Source organism: Acidobacteriaceae bacterium, from assembly GCA_028283655.1.
Classification (GTDB): domain Bacteria; phylum Acidobacteriota; class Terriglobia; order Terriglobales; family Acidobacteriaceae; genus Granulicella.
The window spans coordinates 2601843-2619258 of the sequence record JAPWKE010000003.1 but is presented as its reverse complement, the minus strand read 5'-3'; the positions used below and the strand labels follow the sequence as shown (position 1 = coordinate 2619258).

Sequence of the window (17416 nt, the reverse complement as noted above, 5' to 3'; positions counted from 1 at the left end):
TCGAATATAACCGCAATGCCCCTTACGCAGTAGATGCCACAACGCTGCGCCCATCACTTATCGCATTCATTCCAGAAGAGTTACTTTATGAGCTTCCCTGCTGATCCTGCGCCCCTGCTTTCTTTCATCGTGGCCACGCTCGACCGCACATCGGAGTTGCAGAGCTTCCTGCGTAGCCTCCAGTCCTCGCAGCTCTCGGATGTAGAACTGATCATCGTGGATCAGAATGATGATGATCGTCTTGTGGACCTGCTCGCCAGCATTCAGCTTCCTTTGCCTGTGCAGCACCTTCGCATGAACCGCAAGAGCGCAAGCTCTGCGAGGAACTTCGGGGCTTCGGTTGCGGTTGGAGAGTGGATTGGCTTTCCCGATGATGACTGCGCGCTCACTCCGGTAACGCTAGAAAGGTTGCGGCATCACCTGCAAACTACGGCGTGCGATGTGCTGAGCGGCCGCACGATTGATCGTGAGGGGAAGGCCTCCGTGCTGCGCTGGCCGGATCAGGCCTGCGAGATTGATCGTCGCAGCCTGCGCAACGCCTTCGCGGAGTCCACTCTGTACATCCGTCGCAGCCTGTTCGATCAGATCGGGGGCTTCGATGCTTTCTTCGGGCCCGGCGGAGTCTACGGAGCAGAAGAAGCGGTGGATCTGATTCGGCGCTTATGGGCGGCCGTGCCCGATGTGCGCGCGGCGTACGTTCCCGATGTCTGTTTTATCCATGCGGATGCAAGCCCTTACAGCGATGAGGTCGCGCTCCAGAAAACGTATCGATACGCCCGCGCACGCGGCGCCTGCTTTGCTCGCCACTGGAGGTCCAGCTACCTTCCTCGCGCAGTCTGGGAGACAGGCAAGCATCTCGCCGGCAGCGTGCTGCTTCGTGGCAAGCGCAGGCGCAGCCGCATTCTGAGTCTGAAGGGATACGCTGTTGGCTTCATCGGCTATCGGCGAAACGAAGCCCGGTGGTTGAACACCGAAGCTCACCAATGGATCGTAAAGAGCGATGTTGCAGGTTAACTACCTTGCCCCTGCGGACCAGACCGGCTACGCGTGTGCCGCCGGGCAGTACGTCAGAGCCCTCAGCCGCATGGGTGTCTCCGTCTGCTTTCAGCCTTTGCTTCCCGGGCCGGGGCTTGGCCTTTGGTACGAATGTGCCGCTACGGACATGCTTCCTGCGGGGCTTCGTGAACAGTGCTCTGCGACTCTCTTTCTCGACGGCATCTCTATCCTGCACTGCGTTCCCGAGTACTACGCGCCCCTAACGGCGTGGCTTCGGAGTCGTGGCGTTCGCGGGCCTATCGTCGGCATGACGGTCTGGGAGACGACGCGGATTCCGCAACACTGGCCAGCGTTGCTGCAGCCACTGGATGCCTTGATGGCGCCGTCTCCGTGGAACGTAACGCTCTTTCGTGAGAGTGGCGTGTCGTGCCCCCTCTTCGCTGTACCGCATCTGTCAGAGTTTCATGGCCATGCGCCGCAGGATGCCTGCCTGCAGGCTTTGCGCGTTCGTCTTCCGTCCTCAAGCAACCGCTTCCTCTTCTACAACGTGGGTACGTGGTCTGCGCGTAAGGGCAACGATCTTCTGGTGCAGGCGTTCCTGCGTGCCTTTGCGGCACGCGAGGACGTAGCACTTGTTCTGAAGACCCCAGCGACGCGGACCTCTGCTCCGGGAGGGCGGCTACGGCGTGCTTTCTGCAGGATCGTTCCTTCTCCCATGGATCGCGCACGAAAGCTCGCCGAAGAGTCTCCACAGATTCTTTCGATCGAAGAGGACTGGCCGTCCTGCGAGATCGCCGCGCTGCATACGCTTGGCGGCTGCTACGTCTCCTGCACGCGTGGCGAAGGGTGGGGCATCGGAATGTATGAAGCCGCGCTTTACGGGAAACCGGTTCTTGCGCCGAACGAAGGTGGACACCGTGCCTACCTGACGGCAGAAGCGGAGTATGGCTTGGTGGAGAGTGCCTGGTCGCGGATTCCTTCCCGGGACCGCGATGGCTCCTACACCGCAGATCAGCAGTGGGTGGAGACGGATGTCGAGACGATGGCCGCGAGGATGCAGGCTTGCTTTGCGAATCGCATTGCGTTCAAGGCAAAGGCCGCTGCCGTGGCTCGTCATCTTCGAGAGACGTTTTCAGACGAGTCCATTACTGCCAGCCTGATCGAGAATCTGCAGGAGACGATGCGCGCGCAGCGGTAGTAGCCGCGTTACTGCGACGGAGGCTCTGACGCTTGCTCCACCAGCTTCCCGTTCTCGAGTTGCAGGGTGCGGTCGGCGATGCCTATGTCATCGGACCGGTGCGTCACAATCAGCACCGCCGTGTCGCACTGGATAATGCGTTCCAAAATCTGGCGCTCGTTCTCTGCATCGAGTGCGGATGTCGCTTCATCCAGCAGCAGCAGTTTTTTTCCACGCAACGTGGCACGAGCGATGCCGAGGCGTTGCCGCTGGCCGCCAGAGAAGAGCACACCGTTATCGCCGACTCTCGTGTCGAGCCCCTGCGGCAGAGCTGCGACAAACTGATCCAGATTTGCGATGGCGAGCGCCTGCATCAGAACCTCGTCAGGCAAGGGAGCCAGCCCGAAGAGCAGGTTATGGCGAACGGACTCATCCAGCATCGCGATCTCCTGTGGCACGTACGCTGCCGTCGCGCGATCGATCAGAACTTCTCCGCTTGTGGGCTCCGCGACTCCAGCGATCAGGTTCAAGAGCGAGCTCTTTCCGCTGCCGGAAACGCCGCGAAGAAGCATGGTAGTTCCTGCGTGCAGGTCGAAGGAGATGTCCTCCAGGACGCGGCTGCCATCGTCATACGCATACGTTACATGGTTGAGTTGCAGCGCATAGCCGGGCTCCGGGCTGCGGGGCGACTCTGTGGTTGTTCTTGCTGTTCGAGAGTCCTTGAGTTCTTGATGGACGATGCTGAGGTTCTCGTACGCTCCGTCCATTTGCCCGAAGAGGAGAGCGAGTTGGCTGATGAGAGGAAGCATCCGCCGCGAGACGACGAAGTAAAAGATCAGCAGCGAAAGCATTTGATGAATGTCGCCGCCCCAGATCAGTGCGGAAAGGATGATCCCAAGAAACACCAGGATCACGCCTTGCTCCGCAACCACGCGAGAGAACTGAGGCAGCAGCGCAAGCTGCGTGTTGCTGTCTGCCTGTATCGCGGTTTCTCTGGTCAGAAGCTTGTAGAAGAATGACTGATTGCCGTACGCGCGTATCTCCTTGGAGGAGGTGAAGACTTCGGTCAGCACGCGTTGCATGACGCGCAGCGACTGCTCTCGGCTGGCCGCTGCCAGCTTCAGTCTGCGCCGCAGGATGTAACGATGCAGCAGATAGAGCAGAAGGATGATGACAGAGAGGCAGGCCGCAATCGTGACGCTCTGATACACCAGTGCTGTTGCCATCAGCACAACAATCACGGAGCCCGCGATCAACTCTGTGTAGATCTGAAACGAGTACGCTGCATCGAGCGCGGTAGAGGTCGCGTGTTTGACCAACTCGCTGCGGTTGCGCTGCACAAACGCATTCCAGCGAAGCTCGCTGTATCCCTGCACCAGTTGCCGAGAAAACTCGCCATAGAGCTTCTGCGTAAATCGAACGACGTGGTGAGACGCTCCCAGATCCAGCAGCAGCCGTATGACTACCAGCACAACAGAGCAGAGCGCAGAGGAGAGCGCGGTCTGGGGTATCCATGCTGCGTGATGTTTGGGGTGGCCGCCCTGGAGCTGCAGAAACATCAGATACATCGCCCCGGCAAGCAGAAGATCGCAGATGCCGAGAAGGATGCGCTCTCCGACGATCAATCCCATGAAGCGCTGCTGGCTGGGCGACAGCAGTCTGAGAGCAAATCGAAGACCTGCCGCGTGGAGCGTTTTTCCCTTGCGGTTCATCCCATCGGAACTGATTTCTGTTTGCATAAAGGACGCCCGATGGCTCATGAAGCGTAAATATCTCTTGTATTCTACCTACCTTGAGAGTCCTCGTTGATCCATCGGTCTTTCGCTTTGGTCGTTGCGGATTGACTCGTTATTACACGGCTGTTTGCGATGGCTTACGCGAGCGCGGAGTGGAGCTGAACGTTCCTCTGGTCTCCAGCAAATGCGATTTCCATACGCCGCTTTCCCGCCGCACGTTGTGGCTGCACCGCATTCCCTTTGCGGTTCGCGTGATGGACTATCTTTCTCGGCGCCTGTTTCGGCGTGCCGTGCGACAAGGCCAGTACGACGTCATCCTGTTCACGTCGCCCGAGTTTGACTCCCGCTTTCTGGACGAGAGGGCAGACGCACCGTTTCTGATGGTCGTGCATGATCTGATGACGTGCGTGACCGCACCGGATGGGCTCTTTGACGCCGCAGGCCCTGGCATGACCAGCCTCCTCTACGCCGCTTGCCGGGCAAGCCTCGTGCTCTGTATCTCAAACGACACGCGCGACGCGCTGCTCAAGCAGGTTGTGGTGGATCCTCGTCGCGTCGTCGTCGTTCCCACGGGAAACCTGCTGGCGAGTGCCCGCGCGACGCCGACAACCTCAAAGCTGCCAGAAAAATTCCTGCTCTTCGTCGGCGAACGCTCTGGTAGGAAAGGCTTCTACTCGCTCGTCCGCGCCCTGCAGCCCATCCTGCAGGAGTACCCCGATCTGCAACTCGTCTGTACCGGCCGGTTGAGCCATACCGAAGAGGATTACCTGAGCCGCTGGGGCCTGGGCGGAGGCGTCACCGCAGTTGTCGCAGACGACAGCACGCTGGTGGCGCTGTACCAGCGCGCCTTCGCACTGGTCTATCCGTCGCTCTATGAGGGCTTTGGTCTACCCGTCCTCGAGGCCATGCACTTCAACTGCCCCGTCATTACGACGCAGGAGGGAGCTCTGCGCGAGATTGCCGGTTCCGCCGCGCTTTTTGTCGATCCCTTTGCTGTCGATTCCTCTGCCCCGAGCAGCATCGAGTCGGCTGTTCGCAAGCTGCTCGAAGAGCCGGAGACGCGTCAGGAGTACATTGCGCGTGGGGCCGCACAGGCCGCTCTGTTCCGCGTCCCGCAGATGATGGACGCCTTTCGCGATGCGCTCGTGCGAGCTGCAAAGGACGATTAGCGGAGAGCGTGGAGAGAAGAGCAAAGAGCCCGCTGCTTAGCGGGCTCTTTCGCATTCTGAGGCCGAAGCCTCATTCAATCTGGCGGTGGATGTAGTCTGTGGCGAACCCTGTCTCTAAATGACATTCGCTGTTTCAGGGAATTAAACAAGGAATTGGGGAATTCAACAGCAAGCAGACGCACCGTGTATTCGGTCTAAAAGACTGATCCTAATCTGCGGCCCGTAGTAAACAGGAAAAAACAGGGAAACCATTTGCGTAGGGCCTACTCACCGCACCTTGTATTCCTCTAGGGATTCTTGAGGCGTACGCCTAAAGGGGGAACCCTCAATCATCATAGATTTCATGATTGTTCCGTCCGCGGAAGAGGTGTAGACGCGATCCGCAGCTGTTTGACATTGTGACTGATCGTGGGTAACGTGAGTTCGTGGACTTCTATCACCAGACTGCTTGTTGTCGCTACTAATGCGATTCTTTTCTAAGCGCTCTGCTATTCCTTTTTCATTTCAAAACTCATTGTTGTAGCCGTCTGGGTTCCAGAGCCTCTGGTTGCTGGCGAGTTGCGTACGAGTGTTGTATGCCAATGGTCGATCGCGTTGATGGTCACTCCTCGCACATGCTGCGCTGAATCCATGGCTGCAGAGCGCCGACTCTTTGCATGTGTCCTCAAGAAGTGTCCCGCATTCTGAGGCTGGTGAGCACTATTTGAAGCATGCCGGACAAGAAGCCGGCGGAGGGATATTGATGTCTCAATCACCGAACTCCCGTAGGTCATTTCTCAAAAAGTCGGTCGCCGCTGCACTCACGGTTGGGGCAAGCCAAGTCGAAGTAACCACGGCTGCAGCTGCCACAACGAAGAAGAAGCCGGCACCGAATATAGTGTTGTATCTGGCTGACCAGTTCCGCTGGGATTTCGTCGGAGCGAATAGACTCAACAACTCTACGCGTACGCCGAATCTCGATGCGTTGGCAGCGAGAGGGAAGAACTTTACTCAAGCGGTGACGAACCAGCCGGTGTGTGCTCCTGCGCGTTCGGTTTTGTTTACTAGCCGTTATGCGACGGAAACCGGAGTGTGGCACAACGGTCTTCCGCTCAACAAGTCGCTTCCTACGTTGGCTGGTGAGCTACGCAAGGCCGGGTACTCGGCAAATCTCATCGGTAAGTGGCATCTTGCACCCGGGAAGGCTCAAGGTGGTGGGCCGGGCGCTGTGCCTGCTGCCGAGCGCGGTGGCTTTGACGATTTATGGGAGGGAAGCAATTCGATTGAGGGCACCACGCACCCTTACGAAGGCACGATATGGGATCGCGACAATCAACCTATCGAATACAAGGATGAGTACCGCGTCGACTTCCTCACGGACCGTGCGGAGCGATTTCTTCGTCAGAAACATGACAGGCCATTCTTCCTGTTCATCTCGCAGCTAGAGCCGCATCAGCAGAATGATCGAGGCACGCCGGTCGCACCAAATGGTGTGGCGGATACGTTCAAGAACATCACCGTGCCGGAGGACCTGCGCGCGCAGCCAGGAATCTGGCAGTCGCAACTTCCCGACTACTACGGCTGCATCTCGGCTATCGATACTTCGGTGGGGCGAGTACGTCGCGTGTTGGAAGAAGAGGGCTTAGCGGAGAACACGATCTTCGTCTTTATCAGCGATCATGGCTGCCACTTCGCTACTCGCAACAAGGAATACAAGCGCAGCACGCACAACAGTTCGATTCGAGTGCCGCTCATCATCGATGGTCCGGGTTTTCGTGGAGCACAGCAAGTGCCGGAGCTGATTGGACTGATTGATGTTGCGCCTACGTTGCTGGAGGCAGCAGGGGTAGCGGTGCCGGCCTCGTGGAAGGGCCGCAGTGCGTATGCGCTTCTGAATGACTCTGCAGCACGTGAGCATTGGAAACAAGAGCAGTTCATCCAGATCAGTGAGTCGATGACGGCTCGTGCTATTCGGACGCCGGATTGGACATACTGCGTCGCCGACCTGAGCGGTTCAAGCACTTCACCTGCGGCGGAGAGTTACACGGAGTATCAACTCTATGATCAGCGCGGAGACCCCCATGAACTTATCAACCTCGCAGGTAGGCAGGAATATCGAAAGAAAGCAGATGAACTGCGCGAGCGACTCAAAGAGTTACTAAGGGCCGCTGGTGAAGGCGAGCCTGTAATACGGTCTGCGGCTTTATATCCCTAGGATGGAAGGTAGGTAGCGAAGAGCCTATTCTCTTTGCTACCTGCCTTTATCGAGCAACGCGTAATTTACATTGCCACATGTTGACTATTGATTCTTGTAGTGCTAAGGTCTTGCAATGCAACCTGCAGAATTCATTTCTGTACTTGAGCGCTCGCTCTCGCAAACCACGACGCCCTGTTGTGGTTGTTGCTAGTCCATTCCCGGATCTCCCTCTTTCTCTTATTTGATTTGCCTTCTTAGCTAGCCAAGCTGCGCTTCGCTCTATATGCGTGCGTTTGGTTGCGGAGATATGTACATGCGATTGTCATCGCGTTGGAGCCATGTTGCTCCATCCTCATTTCTTGTGCTGTCGATCGTTCTTGGAGCCTTAGCTTTAGGTTCTGTCATCAGCTCTGGCACGGTTACTGTAGATGCTGCGGAGAAGCCCGCTGCGGCTCCGCACGCGACGGACGCAGCTTCGTACGAGAAGACGGTCGAACCGATTCTCAAGAGCCGTTGCTATGACTGCCACTCCAAGGACACGCGCGCCGCAGGTGGACTGTTGCTAGACGATCGCGAGAGCATCTTGCGCGGCGGGCGATCGGGACCAGCGGCCATCGCCGACAAGCCCGACGAGAGCTTGTTGATAGAACGCATCATCACGAGCGATGACAAGAAGCGCATGCCCAAGGGAGACGATGCTCTTCCAGAGGCGGAGATCGCAGCCCTGCGTGCCTGGGTGGCGCATGACCTGCCTTGGAGTGAGTTGAAGGCGCAGCAGGATGTGATGGAGAAGTCAAAGACGCCGCTCATCGCGACGGCCGTAGCGTATCCACGCGCCGCAACGGCAGAGCAGCTTGCGTACTTCGAGAAGAACGTGCGACCCATCCTCGTGAACCGCTGCTACAACTGCCACTCAGACGCTTTCAAAGAAGCTGGTGGCCTTCGCGTTGATGTTGGGATCAGCATCTTCGCCGGTGGTAACACCGGACCTGCGATCGTGCCTGGACATCCGGAGAAGAGCTTGCTCATTGAGCGGGTGAAGAGCAGCAACGAAAAGCAACGCATGCCGCAGGAGAGCAAGGAGGCTTTGCCTGCAGAAGAGATCGCTATCCTCGAGCGTTGGATCAAGGATGGCGCCGCTTGGCCGGATGAAACCGAGAAGCTGCCGCAGACGCCTGGTCGGCTTGCTGCACTGTATCCGAAGTTGAAGCAGAGCCATTGGTCATGGCAACCGCTGACCAATCCGGGCGTTCCCGTGCTTCAGGATGCTGGTTGGGCGAGCGGAAACATCGATCGCTACGTCCTTGCGAAGTTAGACGAGAAGCATCTGGCGCCGGTTGCCGATGCCGATACCGGCACGCTTGTGCGCCGAATCACCTTTGACCTGACTGGTTTGCCGCCTACACCGGAGGAAGTGCGTGCTTTCCAGCGCGATCATTCTCCGCAGGCCTACGCCAAGTTGGTGGATCGCTTGCTTGCCTCGCCGCGCTTCGGCGAACGGTGGGGAAGACATTGGCTTGATATCGCTCGTTATGGTGAGTCTTCGGGGCCCTCGCGCAACATGCCGTATCCGAACGCGTGGCGCTATCGCGATTACGTTATCGACGCGGTAAATCGTGACGTTCCGTATAACCGTTTTCTGCGGGAACAGATAGCAGGCGATCTTCTGCCTGCGAGCACTCCAGAAGAGCGTGATCGCCTGCTGATCGCGACCGGCTATCTTGCTCTGGGGCCGAAAGACGTAAACCAGCGCTTCAAGGCGCGCTACAAGATGGACAACGTCGACGATCTCATCGACACGGTGACACGCTCCACGATGGCGATCACTGTTTCCTGCGCGCGTTGCCACGACCATAAGTTCGATCCCATTCCGACGAAGGACTACTACGCGCTGGCGGGCATCTTCACCAGCACGGACGACAATGTTGGATTGAGCAGCCGTATGGGTGGCGCGAGCCTGGACTACTACGACCCGAAGCACCTTGGATACATGAGCGCCGCTAGCTCGGTGTCGATTGAGGACAAAGCGGCGAAGGCGAAGCTGCAGGCGGAGGCTGCAAGCTATCGCAAGCAGCTGGACGAGATGAACGCGAAACGTGAGGCTGCGCTCAAGCTCAATCCGAGTCTGCCTCCGCCATCGGATGAAGAGAAAAAACATCGGCTCGAGCTGCGAACACACTTCATCGCTGCACGTGAAAACCTTCAATTGCTGGAGGACAAGGGCGAACACGGCTATGGCATTCACAGCATGCATGATGGCGTGATCGCAGATACGACTGTGCGTGTGCGTGGCGTGGAGGAGCGCCATGGACCAACGGTTCCGCGCGGCTTCCTCACTGTGCTCTCGTTACCGAATACGCCGACCATTCCTGCAGATCATAGCGGGCGCCTCGAACTCGCTGACTGGATTGCGCGTCCGGACAATCCGCTGACAACGCGCGTGTATGTGAACCGCGTATGGCAGCATTTGTTCGGGCGGGGAATCGTGGTCACGCAGGACAACTTCGGCGTGACGGGAGGTACTCCTTCGGATCCAGCGTTGCTTGACTATCTTGCGAATGATTTTGTGGAGCAAGGATGGTCGACGAAGAAGCTGATTCGCGAGATCGTACTCTCACATGTCTATCGCCTCGGTTCCGATGCACCGGCGAAGAACCAGAATGTAGATCCCGAGAACCAGTATGTGTGGAGACATTCTCCACGCAGGATGGATGCGGAAGAAATTCGCGACAGTATTCTTGCCTCAGCTGGTGACCTGGATTTGCATGCGGTACATGGTTCGCCAACGATGGCTCTACGCATGATCGAGGTCAGGGATGATGGGCCGGCTGTTGCCTCGATCCTGAAAGCAGCGGACGGCAGTCACTATCGCAGTATCTATCTGCCGTTGCTTCGTGATGAGACGCCGCGTTCGCTGGCCGCTTTCGATCCCGTGACGCAAACGTTGATTGCGGGCAAGCGAGAGGTGACCACTGTGTCAAAGCAGTCGTTGTTCATGCTCAACTCACCGTTTGTGCGTGAGCAATCGCTGGAGTTGGCGCGGAATCTTCTCGCACATCATGGCGGACACGATGGAGTTCGGATCGCCTATGAAAAGGTGCTTGGGCGAGATCCCTCTACCGCAGAGCGGAAGCGTGTGACCGCGTTTCTGCGTGAGTACTCCGCGACCTGGGCGCGGTCGAACAAGCGCGTGGCCCGCATAGCTTTTCAGGGGCAAGACAAGCCGAACGATCCTGCGCGCATCATTCGTGAAGACGGTCTTGCTCAGGACGATGAGGTCGAAGATGCGAAGGCTCCACCCGCGCAGTCTGCCGTGACCCTAGATAACGCGCAAGAGGCTGCCTGGTCTGCATTCGTGCAGTCGCTGTACGGTTCTGCTGCGTTTCAGTTTGTTCACTAACTCGTGTTGATTTCAGGAGAATGCAATGAATCGCTTTACCCGAAGAGATATTCTGCGATCCGCTGGTGCGGGCTTTGGCCATCTGGCATTGGCTGGCTTGCTCGGCTCGCTTTCTAAGACTGCGGCTGCAGCGGAGTTCAATACGCTCAACCCTCTCGCAGCGAAACGCCCGCCGCTGCCTGCGAAGGCGAAGAAGATCATCTTCCTTTTCATGGAAGGTGCGATGTCCAGCGTGGACACTTTTGAGTACAAGCCACAACTGGAGAAGCTGAGCGGCAAGTCGGGCCCAGGAGGCGGCACGATCACGCCGTCACGCTTCAAGTTCAAGCAGTATGGTGCCTCTGGAGCGTGGTTCTCGGAGCTGCTGCCACATATGGCAACGCATGCGGATGACTTCTGCTTTTTGCGTGGCCTCTACACAGACACGCCCGCGCATCCGCAGGCGGTAGTGCAGTTGCATACCGGCAGTTCGAACGCATCACTCACGCGTCCAAGCATGGGGTCGTGGTTGCTCTATGGGCTGGGTACGGAAAATCAAAACCTCCCTGGTTACATCACGATCAATCCGCCGGTCGCATTCGGTGGAGCGTCCAACTACGGCAGTGCGTTCCTGCCTGCGTACTATCAGGGGACCGCGATCAGCGATTCGGGTCTCATGCCAAACATTGAAGCCGCTACGAGTCGTGAACTGGAGCGCCAGCAGATTGATCTGATCCAGTCCTTGAATGAGTCAGAGGCACGGAAACCTGGAGCTCCTGAAGAAGTAGAGGGGCTCATCAAGTCCTACGAGCTTGGTTTCCGCATGCAGGACAGTGTGCCTGCGTTGCTTGATATCTCGAAGGAGACGCAGAGCGTGCTGGATGCTTACGGCGTGAAGGCAGGGATCGAGGGATCGTTTGCGCGGCAGTGCTTGATGGCGCGACGTCTGAGTGAAGCAGGCGTTCGCTTCGTGGAGGTTCGCCAACCGGGTTGGGACCATCACACGAATCTTCATAATGGCCTGATCGAGCAAAGCCGTCGAATTGATCAGCCTATCGCGGCTCTGCTGACAGACCTCAAGCAGAGGGGCCTGTTGGAAGATACGCTCGTGCTTTTCGGTTCTGAGTTCGGACGTTTGCCAACGTCTCAGGGGCTTGATGGTCGCGATCACAACATCACTGGTTATGCGATGGCCATGATCGGAGCGGGAGTCAAAAAAGGCTTTAGCTACGGCGGCACGGATGATCTCGGCATGGCTGCAGTGGAGGGACGTATGCACATCAACGATCTTCATGCGACTCTGCTCGCGCTGATGGGCATCGACCATGAGCGACTGACGTACAAGTACGCAGGCCGAGACTTCCGTCTAACGAACGTCGCGGGCGTTGTTCAGCAGCAGGTCTTTGCGTAGAGGTCTTACGCACACCGGTACTTCATCTCTCTTCACGAAGGAATTTTCTGATGTCACTCATGCTCTGTTGTTGCACGGAATTCGCTCTGGTTGCTCATCCGCCTCGTGGCGTCTGGATACTGCGCTTGTAATGACAAGCGCAATCCGTTTCATGCCCACGATCAGTGAAATCGTGGGCTTTTTCGTTTTTGATTTGAGGTCATTTGTTATGCCGCAACATTCTCGCCTTCGGGCACGCTCTTTCTTTCGCTCCGCTATGGGGGCCTTCTTCTTCGCTGCGGTCCTCTTGGTGGGCGGCTTGGCGCATGCTCAGAGTTCACAGATCTCAGGGGTGATCGCGGACGAACAAAACGCTGTTGTCGCCAACGCGAAGGTTACTATCAAGCAGGTTGAAACCGGCGCGGTGCAAACATCGCAGTCAAAGCCGGATGGCCACTACGTCTTTCCGCTTCTTGTTCCCGGCCATTATGACGTGAAGGTGGAACATGATGGATTTGAGACGAAGATTACGCGCGGAGTGATTGTTCTCACGGGCAACGCGTCGGTGGCGGATATCGTTCTGCATGCAGGCGCTGTGAACCAGACGATTGATGTGTCTGCTGAGACTCCGCTCGTGCAAACCGAGAGCTCAACCATTAGCAAGGTCATCGAGAACGAGACCGTCGTGGATATGCCGCTGTTGGATAGGCGAGCATCGCAACTGCAACGCTTGAGCGGATTCGTCGTTGGTAGCAACAGTGGTAGTAGCGCAACGTTCTCCATTGCTGGCGGTCGCGGCGGCAACGCCAACTATCTCATTGACGGTGGAACCGCGCAAAATCTGTTGCAAGGTGTTCCGACGCTTTCCTTCGATCCTCCTATCGAGGCATTGCAGGAGTTCAATCTCGCGCTCAGCAACTATGAAGCCGAGCTCGGTCGCAGCGGCGGTGGTGTGCTGCAGATGACGACTCGCTCCGGAACCAATCATTTCCACGGTTCGGCGTACGAGTACATTCGCAACGATGCAATTCAAGCGACTCCATACTTTGCGACGACCAAGCCGCGCCTTCGTTATAACCTCTTCGGCGCGAGCTTTAGTGGTCCGATCATCCGTGATCGAACGCACTTCTTTTTCACCTATGAAGGTCGTCGTTCGACGAAGTCGACCACGGTGACGGCGAACGTGCCAACGGCTGCGGAACGTGCTGGCGATTTCTCGGCGTTCAGCACAGTAGTGACGAACCCCTACACTGGATTGCAGGCGGTGGGTGATGACGGCACGTTGAACAAGCTGCCATCGAGCGTTCTGGATCCCGTAGGTGTGAAGTTGGCCGCGTTCTTTCCGAACCCAAACGTGAGTGGTGCGGCTGCGAACACGAACAACTACCGCGTGAATGATCCGACGACCGCGATCGTCAATGCCTACACCGGTCGTATCGACCACATTATTGGACCTAACGATCGTCTGTATGGACACTTTCTCGCGCAGGTAGATACCTCGAACACAACTGCCATCTTTCCGACGCCTGGAACGGACTCTTATGGCAATCGGAGCGACAACTACTACTACAACGAGCTCGCTACCTGGATCCATAACTTCAGCCCTTCGGTGATCAACGAACTGCGCGTCACGTTCACGCAGCGCAAGGCCTTGGCTTATTCGCTGGGGGCGAACACAGCACTGGCTGATCAAGTGGGATTGAAGGGAACGGACGCTTCCTTCTTCCCAACGGTTACTCTTTCTGGATTGGCGACACTTGGCTACTCTCAACAAGAGCGCCTACAGGTGCCGATCCTCAGCGACGAATACACCGATCACGTGACATTTGTGCGCGGCAAGCATCAGTTCAAGGCTGGTGTGGAGTGGCGCACCTCGAAGAATTCGGACGTGTATCGTCCTTCAGCAGGCGGCGCCTTCGGCTTCACAAATCTTGGTGTGAGCTCGTCTACGGCGTTGGGCAGTCTTGCCAATCTGCTGATGGGGCGCGTGAATAGCGGCACGCTAAATGACACGCTGCGATTGAACACTACGGCCTATGGTTGGGCTGCGTTCTTTCAGGATGACTGGAGAATCACACCTCGTCTCGTGCTGAATCTTGGCGTTCGCTATGACGTGGACACGCCACGTTGGGAGGATCAAAATCGTCAGAACTCGTTTGATCCAACAACGCTGAATCCCGTGTCAGGAACGCCTGGTGTCATCACGTTCTCAGGACGCAATGGACTGACTCGCTACGCACATCAGTGGGATCTGAACAATGTTGGTCCACGCCTCGGCTTCTCGTACAAGGTAGACGACAACACCGTGGTGCGTGGTGGTGGCGCGATCCTTTACCCCGGTGAATACGATCAGGCGACGCCGATCGTGGCGTACACGGGCTTCTCCAAATCGATCTCCTTGACCTCGACGGATACCGTGAGCGGTACTCCTGCCTTTCTGCTCAAGAACAACGCAACGGATGGCACAGGCAAGGCGTCAGTGCCCACTGATTTGCAGCTCAACTCGTCCTTCGGAGCGGTGACGGTCGGCAGTCAGCCGACACAGGCGCCGGATTACTTCAACAGGAACCGCATCACCGGCTACATCTATCAGAGCAACCTCAACGTGCAGCGTCAGATCACACCGACGCTGCTTGTTGAGGTGGGCTATCTGGGATCCTTCGGTCACCATCTCTCCGCGACGAGTTCGATCAACACCAACCAGGTTGCTCCCGACAAGATGGTGCTCCTTGCGACGACGAGCAATAAGCAAACGTTGCGTCCCTTTCCGCAGTTCAACAACGTGAGCATCCTCGCAAAGGATTACGGTGCCTCAAGCTATAACGGCCTCAACATCGGGATTCAGCGTAGGGCGAAGTCTGGCTTGCAATTTGGTGCGAACTACACATGGTCGAAGTACATCGACAATGTGGATGCTCGTAGCAACGTTGGCCAAACGAGTGGAACAATTACTGACTACTACCATCCTGCGGCGTGGCGTGGACTCTCCGCGAACGATGTCAGGAATCGTCTGATCGCGAACGCGCTCTATAACCTTCCGTTCGGTCGAGGCAAGCTCGTGAACGTCAACTCTCGTTGGCTGGATGAAGTCGTCGGCGGCTGGACACTGGGCGGCATCTTCGAAATTCACTCGGGCTCACCTCTCGAAGTGTATGACGCGACAAACAACACGGGTACGTACTCCGGTGCTGTGAGGCCGAACCTGACGAGTGATCCAAACGCTGTTGCGGCCTCGCGATCGCGCAATGACAAAATCAGCAAATGGTTCAACACTGCGGCTTTTACGGCTAACGCGAACTACACCTTTGGCAACGCTCCGCGCAGCTTCGGCAGTGGTCCAGGAACGACACTGCTCGATGCGTCTCTGTTGAAGGAGTTTGCGCTTGTGAAGAGCACGAAGCTTCAGTTTCGTGCGGAGGCGCTCAACGTGCTGAACCATGCAAACCTTGCAAACCCAAATACAACCTTCGGCAACAGCGCGTTCGGTACGATCTCTGCGCTGCAGGCTGGAGATAATCAATCTCGAGTCTTGCAGTTCGCGCTGCATCTTGCCTTCTAACCGAGGAGCCTCGTCGGGATTACTCGCCGAGGTCTCCCATCTCTCGTAGGGAGGTATCGCGAATGTACTGTACTTGATCCACTCCAAGGGCGTTCTGGATCCCGCTCAGCATCGTAAGGCGATGCTGAGCGCACATCTGTGCCATACTTAGGGCAGATGGTTTTCCTTTGCCAGAATTGTTGTAGCTGTTGTTGCACTCCGTCTCTCTGACGTTGAGGACGCGCGCGTGCGTGCGTTGATTGCACAGCACAACAATCCGAGCACCATTAGGTTAAAGCGTTTGAGATCGCTTCCTTAGTGGGTGTTCAGGGCAAGACCATGGACAGACGCGACCTTCTGAAGGCAAGTATTCTTGCCGCGATTACAACTTCCTTCCCACAGCTGGATTGGGCAAGCGCTGAAAAGCGCCCTAACGTTTTGCTGCTGATGTCCGATCAGCACAAGCGTAGTTGCATGGGCGCCTATGGCGACAACGTCGCGAAGACGCCGCACCTTGATGCGTTGGCTGAACGAAGTGTGCGCTTCACGGACGTTTACTGCACGAATCCCGTCTGCACACCGTCGCGTGCCTCGATTCTGACAGGCCTCTACAGTCATCATCACGAGGCGCAGGACAACGCTCATGGTTTTTCGTCGAATCATAAGACCATGGCGCACCACTTTGGAGCTGCGGGATACACGACAGCTCTCATCGGCAAGATGCACTGGGTTGATGCGCAGACACATGGTTTCGACTATCGCCTTGAGTTCAATGACTGGTTGCAATACTTAGGGCCGAAGGTGAAGCTCTATGCCGATGAGTTGGCGATTCCGAACTCGGGATCAGGCTTGCCTGAGATTGATTCTCTCTGGAAGGACGAAGGCGATCCTTGGAAGGGTGTTCGCGAGAAGGATGATCGTGAAGGCTTCGTGCACAACGGGCGTGTCTCCAAGATTCCAGAGCAGGATCAGTTCGACTCGTTTGTGGCGCGCGAATCTGTTCGCTTCTTGCATCAGCATCGTGAGGAGGGCGGCCCGTTCTTCCTCATTACATCCTTCCTCAAGCCGCACGATCCCTTCATGCCCGCGCAGCGTTTTGCAGATATGTTCAGGCCTGAAGACATGCACCTGCCCGCGAGCTGGGGCAAGGCTGATTTGAGTACGCTTCCGCGCGAGGTGGTGAAGGGGATTCAGTACAACAACCCAACGCCCGAGGTGCGAGATCCTGAGCAGGCGAAGAGGCATATCGCGTTCTACTACGCGAACCTCGCTCAGATGGACGATGCGCTTGGCCAGGTGATGCAAGCGCTGAAGGACACAGGTCACGACCGCGATACGATCATCTGCTACACCTCAGATCACGGTGAGATGCTTGGTGACCTCGGCCTGTGGCAGAAATTCGAATTCTATGAAGGATCCTGCGGTGTTCCGTTGCTCATCCATGTTCCGGGTGGCGATGCTGGGGTAGCGCATGTGCCACTCAGCCAGGTATCACTCTCCGCAACGCTAACGTCCCTCGCTGGCGTGAAGCTGGTGCAGCCAAATGACGGTGTGAGCTTTGCCACCTTGGTAAAAAAGCCTGAGAGCACGTTCGAGGCTGGGCCGGTCTTTGCGGAGTATGAACTCGGTAAGCCACGCGCAAAATACATGGTGCGCGAAGGCTACATGAAGTACATCTATCGATTGAATGATCGCGATGAACTCTACGACTTGAAGGCGGACCCGATGGAGTTGCGGAACCTCGCGGTGGATCCGCGATGTCGTCCAGCGGCCGATCGCTTGAAGGCTGTGCTGTTTGCTTGGCATAACCCTTCGCTGTAAATCCCACTCAATTTCATAAAAGACGACGTACTCA

Annotated in this window: 9 protein-coding genes; 8 read left to right on the top strand and 1 reads right to left on the bottom strand. The window is 56.9% G+C overall.

The genetic code is table 11. From position 1 onward, the window contains the following. Nucleotides 1–87 precede the first annotated feature (87 nt). Both PW792_14050 and PW792_14045 read left to right on the top strand, forming a co-directional pair. The gene (locus PW792_14050) at nucleotides 88–1014 is read left to right on the top strand and encodes a glycosyltransferase family 2 protein (GenBank protein MDE1163047.1); all 927 of its coding nucleotides are present in this window, start codon (nucleotides 88–90) and stop codon (nucleotides 1012–1014) included. Further along, entirely contained in the window at nucleotides 1001–2194 is a 1194-nt protein-coding gene (locus PW792_14045) for a hypothetical protein (protein ID MDE1163046.1), read from the top strand. The genes PW792_14050 and PW792_14045 overlap by 14 nt, the downstream gene beginning before the upstream one ends. Before the next feature lie 8 nt (nucleotides 2195–2202). Here PW792_14045 and PW792_14040 read toward each other — a convergent pair whose 3' ends face one another. Further along, nucleotides 2203–3804, bottom strand: a complete 1602-nt coding sequence (locus PW792_14040; GenBank protein ID MDE1163045.1) for an ABC transporter ATP-binding protein — start codon at nucleotides 3802–3804, stop codon at nucleotides 2203–2205. Between the two features lie 209 nt (nucleotides 3805–4013). Between PW792_14040 and PW792_14035 the strand changes: the two genes are divergently transcribed. The 6 genes from PW792_14035 to PW792_14010 all read left to right on the top strand — a co-directional run bounded on the left by PW792_14035 (nucleotide 4014) and on the right by PW792_14010 (nucleotide 17382). After that, the gene (locus tag PW792_14035; GenBank protein MDE1163044.1) at nucleotides 4014–5078 is read left to right on the top strand and encodes a glycosyltransferase family 1 protein; all 1065 of its coding nucleotides are present in this window, start codon (nucleotides 4014–4016) and stop codon (nucleotides 5076–5078) included. A 742-nt stretch (nucleotides 5079–5820) separates the two neighbouring features. Then, nucleotides 5821–7272 carry a sulfatase-like hydrolase/transferase gene (locus tag PW792_14030; GenBank protein MDE1163043.1) on the top strand — a complete coding sequence of 484 codons (1452 nt, stop codon included), beginning with the start codon at nucleotides 5821–5823 and terminating at the stop codon, nucleotides 7270–7272. Between the two features lie 295 nt (nucleotides 7273–7567). Continuing rightward, entirely contained in the window at nucleotides 7568–10654 is a 3087-nt protein-coding gene (locus PW792_14025; GenBank protein ID MDE1163042.1) for a PSD1 and planctomycete cytochrome C domain-containing protein, read from the top strand. Nucleotides 10655–10679: 25 nt separating this feature from the next. Next, nucleotides 10680–12044 carry a DUF1501 domain-containing protein gene (locus tag PW792_14020; protein ID MDE1163041.1) on the top strand — a complete coding sequence of 455 codons (1365 nt, stop codon included), beginning with the start codon at nucleotides 10680–10682 and terminating at the stop codon, nucleotides 12042–12044. A gap of 331 nt (nucleotides 12045–12375) precedes the next feature. After that, nucleotides 12376–15582: a TonB-dependent receptor gene (locus tag PW792_14015; protein ID MDE1163040.1), complete on the top strand. Its 3207-nt coding sequence runs from the start codon at nucleotides 12376–12378 to the stop codon at nucleotides 15580–15582. Between the two features lie 318 nt (nucleotides 15583–15900). Then, the gene (locus tag PW792_14010; GenBank protein ID MDE1163039.1) at nucleotides 15901–17382 is read left to right on the top strand and encodes a sulfatase-like hydrolase/transferase; all 1482 of its coding nucleotides are present in this window, start codon (nucleotides 15901–15903) and stop codon (nucleotides 17380–17382) included. Nucleotides 17383–17416: the final 34 nt, after the last annotated feature.